At 60.0% G+C, this 9,614-nt stretch carries 6 protein-coding genes; 2 read left to right on the top strand and 4 right to left on the bottom strand.

What is annotated here, in order from left to right:
- Window positions 1-298: 298 nt before the first annotated feature.
- Window positions 299-1,483: a diaminopropionate ammonia-lyase gene (locus A9Q02_RS07325; protein ID WP_097651680.1), complete on the bottom strand. Its 1,185-nt coding sequence runs from the start codon at window positions 1,481-1,483 to the stop codon at window positions 299-301.
- Window positions 1,484-1,489: 6 nt separating this feature from the next.
- Window positions 1,490-1,840, bottom strand: a complete 351-nt coding sequence (locus A9Q02_RS07320) for a phosphorylated adapter RNA export RNA-binding domain-containing protein (RefSeq protein WP_097651679.1) — start codon at window positions 1,838-1,840, stop codon at window positions 1,490-1,492.
- Between the two features lie 433 nt (window positions 1,841-2,273).
- On the opposite strand from A9Q02_RS07320, the gene A9Q02_RS07315 reads away from it, so the two are divergent.
- Window positions 2,274-5,810, top strand: coding sequence for a hypothetical protein (locus tag A9Q02_RS07315; RefSeq protein WP_097651678.1), 3,537 nt, complete (start codon window positions 2,274-2,276; stop codon window positions 5,808-5,810).
- 81 nt (window positions 5,811-5,891) lie between these two features.
- On the opposite strand, the gene A9Q02_RS07310 is transcribed toward A9Q02_RS07315, so the two are convergent.
- Both A9Q02_RS07310 and A9Q02_RS07305 read right to left on the bottom strand, forming a co-directional pair.
- The gene (locus A9Q02_RS07310; protein ID WP_097651677.1) at window positions 5,892-6,965 is read right to left on the bottom strand and encodes a 3-deoxy-7-phosphoheptulonate synthase; all 1,074 of its coding nucleotides are present in this window, start codon (window positions 6,963-6,965) and stop codon (window positions 5,892-5,894) included.
- A gap of 116 nt (window positions 6,966-7,081) precedes the next feature.
- Entirely contained in the window at window positions 7,082-8,728 is a 1,647-nt protein-coding gene (locus A9Q02_RS07305) for an aspartate:alanine exchanger family transporter (protein WP_097651676.1), read from the bottom strand.
- 106 nt (window positions 8,729-8,834) lie between these two features.
- On the opposite strand from A9Q02_RS07305, the gene A9Q02_RS07300 reads away from it, so the two are divergent.
- Window positions 8,835-9,152, top strand: coding sequence for a metal-sulfur cluster assembly factor (locus tag A9Q02_RS07300; RefSeq protein ID WP_097651675.1), 318 nt, complete (start codon window positions 8,835-8,837; stop codon window positions 9,150-9,152).
- Window positions 9,153-9,614 lie beyond the last annotated feature (462 nt).

Here is a 9,614-nt window from a genome sequence, read left to right as displayed (position 1 = left end):
TTGACACCTCACACGACACGCCTGCCGCTGCTGCACCGCATCAGAAAGCGGCGTAGCAAAAACTCTATACGTGAAAGACGGGTGGGGCGGGGGCACGGGGCAAGCCGTGCCCGTACGGGGCCGGGGCGGGGCACGGCGTAGGGGCACGGGGCAAGCCGTGCCTGTACGGGGCCGGGGCGGGGCACGGCGTAGGGGCACGGCTTGCCCGTGCCCGTACGGGGCCGGGGCGGGGCACGGCGGGGCGGGGGCACGGCACGGCGGGGGAACGGCGGGGCGGGGGCACGGGCAAGCCGTGCCCCTACGGGGTGGGCATGCAGGCGCGGCGGTGGAGGCAGTCGGTGCGGCAATCGCTGGCAAGGATGCGGGCGTGGGCGTCGGGGTCGGTGGCCCCTTCGGTGCAGAGGACGAGGACGCGTGAGGTAGAGCGGAGGCCGATGGCGGCGGCGATGCGTGGGTTGTCACGCAGGGCGAGTAACCCACCGAGGCCTGCGGCTCCGGTTTCGCCAGCGAGAATGCCTGCCTGCGCGAGAAGGCGTACGCCGGTACACGCATACTGGTCGTCAATTGCGAGAAAGAGATTGATGCCGGCTGAGATGATGGGCCAGGCAATGAGGGAAGGTGCCCCGCAGTTGAGCCCGGCCATGATTGAGTCGTGGGGGCCGGGGATCGTTGTCAGTGTGCCTGCTTCCATTGAGGCGAGAATGCAGGCGGCTCGCGTCGGCTCGATCCCGATGATGCGTGGTGGCATGGTATAGGCTGGTCGCCGATAGTGGCTGGTGATGGCGGCAGCGAGCGCCCCAACCCCCATCTGAACAACCACGAGATCGGGCGGGTCTTCGTCGCGGCGTTCGAGTTCGTCGTCAACTTCCCAGCCGATGGTGCTATAGCCTTCGATGACGTGGCGAGGAATTGCTTCGTAGCCGGGCCAGGAGGTATCGGAGATGACGAGGCAGTGGGGGCCGGCTTCCTGGGCTGAGCGGATAATTGCGTCATCGTAGGTACCTTCGACAACCAGCACCTCGGCACCTTCAGCTTGAATCGCTGTGATCCGGGCCTCGGCGGTGCCGGCAGGGACAAAGATGCGGGCGCGACAGCCGAGCAGAGCGGCCATGCGTGCGACGGCGCGACCGTGGTTGCCATCGGTGGCGGCGGCGAGGGTGAGTGGTTGGAGGGGCGCAACCGCAGCGGCCAGTTCCTCGAGACTCTGCCAGGATGGCGTGGTGCCGAGTTGGGCGATGAGGGCCTGATAGACTGCCCAGGATGCCCCAAGGATCTTGAAAGAGGGCATGGCCAGTCGGCTTGTTTCGCGTTTGACCCAGAGGCGGGCAATGCCGAGTTCGTGGGCGAGCGCGGGCACGTCGATGAGCGGTGTCGGGGTATACCCGGGCAGGCGTTGGTGAAACGCGAGGGGAGACCGATCGATCGACGGGTGAGGCTCGGTCTCCCTGACAGACTGATTGTGGAAGGCACGGATGGTATACATAACACCCTAGATGATGCGCTTGAGATCGTCTTTGCGCCCGCTCTCTTTGAGGCGCTTTTTGAGCAACGTCATATAGGCCCCGCCAGGTGAGCGCCGTCGCTCACCATCGGCGGTCATCATGCCGCCATTCGCTTCAATCTGGAGCGTCTCTTCGAGGAGGGACATACTCTCATCGACGCCACACACCTCGACGACGCGGGTAATCTGGGCAAACTGGCGTTCTTCGGTCTCGCCAAGCGTTGTGGCGATATGTTCTATCGTCTGCCGCACTTTGCGAACAGCCTGGCGTTGGGCAATTTCAGCCTGGCGCTGCTGCTCTTCACGGTCACGGCGATCACGCTGACGACTTCCACGCATCTTTGCACTCCTTTGGCATGGGCAATGCTCACGATCTGTGGGCAGTTGCAGGCGAAGAATCAGATTGACATTATAACGCACGTTTTGCAGATGCTGGTAATGTTCTGGTACTTGTGACGGGCGCGTAAGCGAGCTCTTTGTACAGAAGACGCGTTGTTTTGACGCAAAGGCGCGAAGGCGCGAATTGACGCAAAGGCGCGAAGGCGCAAAGGGTGTGGTGTAGCTGACCCTTTGACGCAAAGGCGCGAAGGGTGTGGTGTCAGCTCACCCTTCTTTGCGCCGCATGGGCGGGCGCAGTAGCGAGTGGGATGACGTTATGATGAATAGATGCGCAGGGGTTGCTGCGCCTCTACTGTAATGCCTTGGTGCCTGTGGCGGGTTATGCTGATCATGTTGCAGGTGCTCACGTCATGCCGCAGCCGGAGGTTTTACTATGAAGACCAGAATCTTCCGTACGGTGCTGTTGATTGGATTGCTGATCGGTGGGTTGGTGAGCAGTGTTGTGCCGGTGCAAGCGGTTGACGGGGGGAGTTGCCACTTCTATTTTATCAGCCCCGGGGTGGTGCATGTATCGTATGAATATGACCTTTCGGGGCGTGCGCAGGTACAGCAGGTCGATCTGCTATTTGACAATCAGACGGTGCTCTCTTTGTCGAATCGGGTGCAGCCGAAGATCTACCGGCGGTTTGAGGTGGGCAGTGGAACCCATACCTGTGCGATCAAGGTAGTTGTGCCTGAAGATCCAGGGTTCCTTGCTGGACAGACGGCTGAGGTTGGCAAGGTCTTTCGGGGGACGCCGGCCTTTTCTGAAAGTTTTACGGCTGGCCCTGATACGCCGCCTCTGCAGATCGAGTATCTGCGGATCAATCCGGGCATCAGCCTTGCCTTTACCGGGTTTGCCAGCGATACCTCGTTACGCATCGAGTTGAGTACGCTTGATGGCTCATCAATCAATACTGATATTGAGATGCGACCCGAGAGCGGCCTGACCTTTCAAGAATGCTTTTTTCGGCGCACGGTGACGGTGGTTGGAGCGAGTCCGACATTTATCGGCAATGAGTTTTATAGTACCGTTGAGTTGGTGAATCGCAGTGAAGCGGTGTTGACTGACAATGTGTTTGCTGGTCCTCTCTGGTTTCAAAATGACTCGACGAGGCTTACGCGTCACCCATTATGGACTGAGGAGAGTGGGCTGAACCCGTTGATCAGTGACAATAATTTTGTGGGCTCTAGTTCGCTGGTCTGGGATGATTACCGGACACCTCTGCCGCCGACGCGCATTCCGATTGGGGAGAACTATTATGGCGATGCGAGTGGCAAGCTGACCACGACTGAGCGCCCTAATCATGGGGGCCTGTTTTTAACGAATCGCTACGCGAAAATTGGGAATCGTCCGCTCGATCCGGTAACGGGACAACTCGGGATGCCGTTTGCGCTGGCAGGGGTGAGCGAAAATGGCCTAGAACGGACGGACAAAGCGCTTTTGCCACGCTTCTGGCTAGCGGGATCGCTGGTGGGCCAGTATAGCTTGAGCTATACGTTTGCCCCGGCGAGCGCACCACCGCTGATGCGGGATATTCCTACCCTGTTGACCTTTGACCTGGTGACGAGTGATCGGCGGGTGAGTGGAGTGAAGGTGTGGCTTGAGGTTGATGGTGCGAAGTTCTTGCCCGTGGGGGGTGTCCCGCTGCTCTACCGTGATCTCAACGAGGTCGGTGCCTCGGCGGTGAGCCGGGGGGCGACGACGATCAACTTTGTCTTGCCGCCGTCGAGTGAGGCGACGCAGGAGGTGGCGCTCTATCTTGATACGACTGGCTTGATCGAGTATGAAGAGGCAGGTCGGGTGAGCAAGATCTGGCAACAGACGCTGAACTACCGGGCGAACTTTCCCCGGCCATTGTTCATCACGATTGCACCGATCCAGGTCTGGATGCCTTTTTATAATCGTACGGCCCCTGGATCGGCAAGTTCAGCGGCGTGGCTCGAACAGAATTTGCCCGCGATGTTGCCATTGCGGCGGGCGGACTTTATCCTCCATCGGGTGCCGACGGTCAGGTACATCAGCCCGACGGGCTTATTCACGCGGGTCGGGCTCTTGAATGAACTGGCGACCCTCAATCAGGGTGTGACGAGCATGTTGAACCTGATGGGTTCGATTTCGGGTTCAACGAGTCGGTTTGATGTTGCGGTGGTGCCACTGGCGGCCGGGAATCTGGGGGGTGACGGGGCGAGTCTGCCGTTGCGCCGCCAGATCATCTTTGTTGATGAGGCGAAGCCTTCGGCGATTATGCACGAGTTGGGCCATGCGGCAGGGATGTACACCGGCATTGCGAATGAACAGTACCAGTTGTACCCGCCGTCGGGGATCGAGCTTGCCGGGATGACGATGTTCAACCCAACCGAGCCGCCTGATTCGCGGTTTGCCTTCAAGCATTTTTTGCTGGCTGATTATCCGTATGCGGCGCGTGACTACTGGTTTGATGTGATGGGTAATAGCAATGCGTATAGCTGGGTGATCCCGTCAACCTACCAGGGTTTTTACGAGTACCTGCTGGGGAGGCTGACGCTGCCAACTGTTGCTGGTCGGCAGGTGGTGGAGGCGGGGACACCGGCCCCGGGGATGGTGCGGCTCTCTATGTATGGGCCTACCGAGCAGTTTCGTTATGTCTGCGAACCGACGAACGAAACCTACACGCGCTATCGGCTCTTGCCAGAGGCGATCACCTCGTTTGAACTGGGCGACTTGAGCGACAAAACCTTGCCACCACTTGCGCCGATCCCGCCCGATTTTATGCAGCCGTGTGGTGCCCCGCAGCAGGATCGGTATCAGTTGATTCCCTATGATGCGGATGGGCCGGCCTTCGACTATATTCAGGATTTTGCGGTGGAGCCAGCGGGGATGGGGAATCAGGCGCGTGACTTCTGGGCGGCCACCTTCGATCTTCCCGAGACGGTGACGCGGGTACGGATACGACGTCAGCAGGACGGGACTGATGTGCTGGATCTGCGGCGTGGTACGGCGCCCTTTGCCAGCCAGATCATTGCGCCAGCGCCTGGCACCGTGTTGACCGAGACGCTAACGATCCGCTGGGAGCATACGCCGTTGGAGGAGGGGCAGACCGTGCGGCACCTGGTGCTCTTCAGTACTGACGAGGGTGCGACTTGGTTGCCGTTGCCGATCCTCGCGCACGGTGATGAACTGGTGCTTGCGACCGAGAGTCTACCGGCGAGCGAAGGGATCGTGTTTCGTACCATCTCGTCGGATGGGCTGCGCCGCGCTGAGGATAGCGTGGGAGGGTTGGTGCAGGCGAACCTTGCGCCGGAGGTGAAGATCATTGCGCCGATAGCGGGCGATGTCAGTCTGCCTGGGCAGCGTTGGTATCTGAAGGCCGAGGCATATGATCGTGAGGATGGCATGATCACCAGTGGTGTCTGGAGTTCTTCGTTGCAAGGAGAGTTGGCGAGCAGCAATGGGATCACCGAGACGACACTGATACCGGGCGAACATCGGTTGACCTACAGCGTCACAGACACGCACGGGCTCACGGTGAGCGCTGCGGTCGAGGTTGAGGTTACTGATACGCCGCAAGTGAACCTTGGGTGGCGCGAGGGTGATCTTGAGGTAAGCGGGTTTGATCCGCTGATGCCGCAGTTGAGGCTGACCCCGGGGATCACCAATCACCTGTTGTTGAACGTGTCGAATAGTGGGATCACGGTGACAACGCGGGTGAAGGTCGAAGCGATCCCGGCGGGGGGGACGGCGTTTACGCTGCTGGATGAGATGGTAACGCTAGAGCCTTTTGGGGTAACGCGCCTGGCGTTGGCGTTGCGGCCAGAGGCGCGGGCGGGCTATCAGATTCGTGCCAGCTTCAATGAGACGGTACCGGCTGAGCGTGACCCGGCGAACGATGTTTACACGTGGAACCTTGCGGTGCGGCAGACGGTGTTTGTGCCGTTGTTATTGCGGTGAGGACGCACGTTTCTGCACCTCTGCGGCTCTGCGTTAAAAAACCACCGTTTTAACGCAGAGCCGCGGAGGCGCAGAGGGGGGTTAGCGTTTAGTGAGGGCGTGGTGGGTTTCGACGAGGAGGCGTTCGGTGGTTTCCCAGCCGATGCAGCCATCGGTGAGCGAGACACCATATTTGAGCGCACTGCGGTCGGCGAGCAGAGGTTGCTTGCCTTCGTGGAGATTGCTTTCGACCATGAGACCGATGATGGGCGTTGGGTGAGCGACGATCTGCTCGACGACGCGGTACCAGACGGTCTCTTGCCGACGAAAATCGTTTTCGGCGTTGGCGTGACTGCAATCAACCATGACGGCGGGCTGCAAGTTGGCTTCACGCATGAGGCGGGTTGCCTGCACGACATACTCCTCGTAGTAATTAGGACCGTGGCGTCCGCCGCGCAGAATGACAAAGCTATCGGGGTTGCCGGTCGTTTTGACCACCGCGCTGCGACCATCCTCGGTGACGCCGAGGAAGCTATGGGAACCAGCGGCGGCGACGCAAGCATTGACGGCGACCTGAATGCCGCCGTCGGTACCATTCTTGAAGCCGACCGGCATTGAGACACCGCTGGCAAGGGCGCGATGGGTTTGGGCCTCGGTGGTACGGGCACCGATCGTTGCCAGGCTGATCTGGTCATCGAGGTATTGCGGACTGATCGGGTCGAGCATTTCGGTCGCAACGGGCAGGCCAAGCGCATTGATTTCGAGCAACATGCTGCGTGCCGTTGCGAGACCAGTCTGCATATCAAAACTACCATCAAGGCGCGGATCGTTGATCAGCCCGCGCCAGCCAACGGTTGTGCGCGGTTTTTCGAGGTAGGTGCGCATCATGATCAGCAATTGGTCGCCGAGTTGATCATGCAGACGAGCGAGGCGTCGGGCATAATCGAGGGCCGCCTCGGGATCGTGGATCGAGCATGGGCCGATCACCACCAGCAAGCGCTGGTCATCGCCCCGCACCATAGCGCGAATAGCATCACGTGCCCTGGTCACTGTCTGAGCGGCCTCGGGGCGCAGGGGCAACTGGGCCTTCAACTCAAGCGGTGCAAGGAGCGGTTGGAACTCGCGGACGTGCAGGTTGGCGACTTGTGGTTGATGGTCTTCGTGGGAATTAGGCATAGGTCTCTCAGGTGGGTAACCTTGGGAAGGCAGCGTAACGCTTCCAGGAAGACCGGATCGCAATGGAGGCACGGTCAGGCACGACCCTCCCGGAAGCGACGACCGAAGCCGTACCCCTATTGTACAAGAACGAGCAACATTTGTGCACAGATAATTTTGCCAATTGTTGCCAATGGGTAGACGGTCGCGTAGCCAATGTTGGGCAAATCGTTGCCAGCCTGTTCATTTGCGAAGGCGAGCACGGCAGGTTGAGTTTGCATCCCGGCGAGCATGCCGATGCAAATGCCCATCGGGATCTTGAGCATCTTGTGGCCGATGATGAGGAGGCCGAAGGCGGACGCAGCCGTAATGAGTGCGCCGGCAATAAAGATAAAGATACCAAGGCCGCCGCCCTGACTGAAGGTACTGACAAAGCTGTAGCCCGAGCGTGTCCCGACGCCAGCGAGGAAGAAGGTGAGCCCGAGCTGGCGCAGGGTCAAATTCGCACTGTACGGCAGGCTCCAGACAATGGGACCAGTGCGTTCGAGCCAGCCGAGGATGAGGGCGACGATGAGCGGGCCACCGGCGAAGCCGAGGGTAAACTGCATACCGCCGGGCAAAGGCAGGGGGATCATCCCCACGAGCAACCCGAGGGCGAGGCCAAGGCCGAGGGAGACGACATCAATTTCGGAGAGATGGCGGTAGGAGTCGCCGAAATATTTGGTTATCGCCTCAAGATTCTCGCGACGGGTGACGACGCGCACGCGATCACCTGGTTCAAGAATGGTATCGCCGTGGGGGAGGATATCGCTATCGCCACGGCGGACCCGCGTAATAATAGCCCCCTGGGTACGAGGCAGATCGAGGTCACGCAAGCGTTTGCCGAGCACGGCGGGATTGGAGACAAAGATGCGGCGGAAATCGAGGGTATGGCGGTCGAGTTCAAGTTGTTCAGGGGTCAACTCGCCGAGACCGGTGGCGACTCGTTCAACCTCTTCGTTCTGGCCGATGACACTCACGAGATCATTGAGGCGCAGATAGGCGTCGCTGGTCACAATATTGACGAGCCCATCGTGCTGGATTCTTCCAAAGACAACATTCCAGCGCTGGTTGCGCAGCAGTTCACCGATATTGCGTCCATCCATCTCGGGCCGGGTTACGCGGATCGTGCGGCTGACTAGGTGTTCGGTACCGATATTGAGCCCTGGCATCGTGCGGGCTTCGTCGGCATAATTGATCTTCCAGAGGCGTTGGAGAAGATAGATCGCCATGATCATACCGAGCACACCCATCGGGTAGGTCACCGAATAGCCGACCACCGGATAGGCGAGGATCGCCTCGGTGACTGGCCCGAAGGCACCCGTTTTGAGTTGTTCGATCACCCCGGCGAGGGCAGGGGTATTGGTCAAGCTCCCCGCGAACATGCCGGCAGCGACGGGCGCACCGAGGCCGAGGATCCAGGCGGCGAGCAAGGTTAGGCCGGTCGCAAAGAGAATGATGCCGAGCACCAGCAGATTGTCACGCAGCCCCTTGCGTTGCAGCGAAGCAAAAAAACCGGGGCCGCTACTGAGGCCAATGGTATAGACGAACAGCACGAGGCCCAGGAGATAGACAATCTCGGGGAGGCGCAGTTCGGGGTCGAGTGCGCCAAAGGCAAGACCGACGAAGAGCACCGCGGCAACCCCGAGGCTGATGCCGCCAATTTTGATGCGCCCAATCAGATAGCCAATTGCTGAAACGACAAAGAGAAGGAGGAGTGGATTATCGATCAAGAGTTCGAGCATAGGTTTGTCTTCCTGCCGAGAAGCCTTTGCATCCAGCGGGGATATGGTATCATACATTTATCCCTGTCTGGTGGAAAGTACAAAGAATAGACCTGAGGTGTGAAGCATGGTTTCTGAAGAGATGGTGCGTGCTGCGCTGAAGAATGTGATTGACCCGGAGATTGGACTGGATATTGTCAACCTGGGGTTGGTCTATCGAATTGACGTGGTTGAAGAGGGTGCAAAGGTTGACATTGACATGACGCTGACGACGCCGGCGTGTCCTGCTGGCCCGCAGATTCTTGATCAGGCTCGCCGCGAAGTGATGGCGCTGGCGGATGTGTACAAAGACCTTGAGGATGTCAAGATCAACCTGGTCTGGACGCCTTTTTGGAACCCGTCGTTGATGAGCGAAGAAGCGCGGGACGAATTGGGCTTCTTTTAAGGGGCGCTAGTTTTGACGCAAAGGCGCGAAGGCGCAAAGGTTTTGATCGGACACGTAGGGGCGCAGTAGCGCCTTGGCCCGCCTGGGGTGAAGCGGCATGTCGCATCGCTGCTGCGCCAGGGCGATTGCATCATACGAAATCGGATACAACGGGGCACCCGCAAGGGGTACCCTTACCGGGGCGGGGCACCCGTACCGGGGCGGGGCACCCGTACCGGGGCGGGGCACCCGTACCGGGGCGGGGCACCCGCAAGGGGTGCCCCTACACCGGGCCCGCCCCCCGGCCTTGTCGGGGCACCCGCAAGGGGTGCCCCTACACCGGGCCCGCCCCCCGGCCCTGTCGGGGCACCCGCAAGGGGTGCCCTTGCGGGTGCCTTGGCGGGGTGCATACGCAGAAGATGCAATCGCCCTGACTGCTGCGCCCGCCGGTCTTGACGAGTTGCTCATGTGTGCTATAATGGG

Origin of the sequence: Candidatus Chloroploca asiatica (assembly GCF_002532075.1) — a bacterium.
GTDB classification, from domain to species: Bacteria; Chloroflexota; Chloroflexia; order Chloroflexales; family Chloroflexaceae; genus Chloroploca; species Chloroploca asiatica.
The sequence above is the reverse complement of the archived record's forward strand: the minus strand, read 5'-3'. Positions and strand labels throughout refer to the sequence as shown.

Excerpts from the sequence above, each read along its gene's own strand:
- A9Q02_RS07310 (WP_097651677.1), bottom strand. The coding sequence starts at position 6,965 with ATGCCTAATTCCCACGAAGACCATCAACCACAAGTCGCCAACCTGCAC.
- A9Q02_RS07315 (WP_097651678.1), top strand. The coding sequence starts at position 2,274 with ATGAAGACCAGAATCTTCCGTACGGTGCTGTTGATTGGATTGCTGATC.
- A9Q02_RS07305 (WP_097651676.1), bottom strand. The coding sequence starts at position 8,728 with ATGCTCGAACTCTTGATCGATAATCCACTCCTCCTTCTCTTTGTCGTT.
- A9Q02_RS07300 (WP_097651675.1), top strand. The coding sequence starts at position 8,835 with ATGGTTTCTGAAGAGATGGTGCGTGCTGCGCTGAAGAATGTGATTGAC.
- A9Q02_RS07325 (WP_097651680.1), bottom strand. The coding sequence starts at position 1,483 with ATGTATACCATCCGTGCCTTCCACAATCAGTCTGTCAGGGAGACCGAG.
- A9Q02_RS07320 (WP_097651679.1), bottom strand. The coding sequence starts at position 1,840 with ATGCGTGGAAGTCGTCAGCGTGATCGCCGTGACCGTGAAGAGCAGCAG.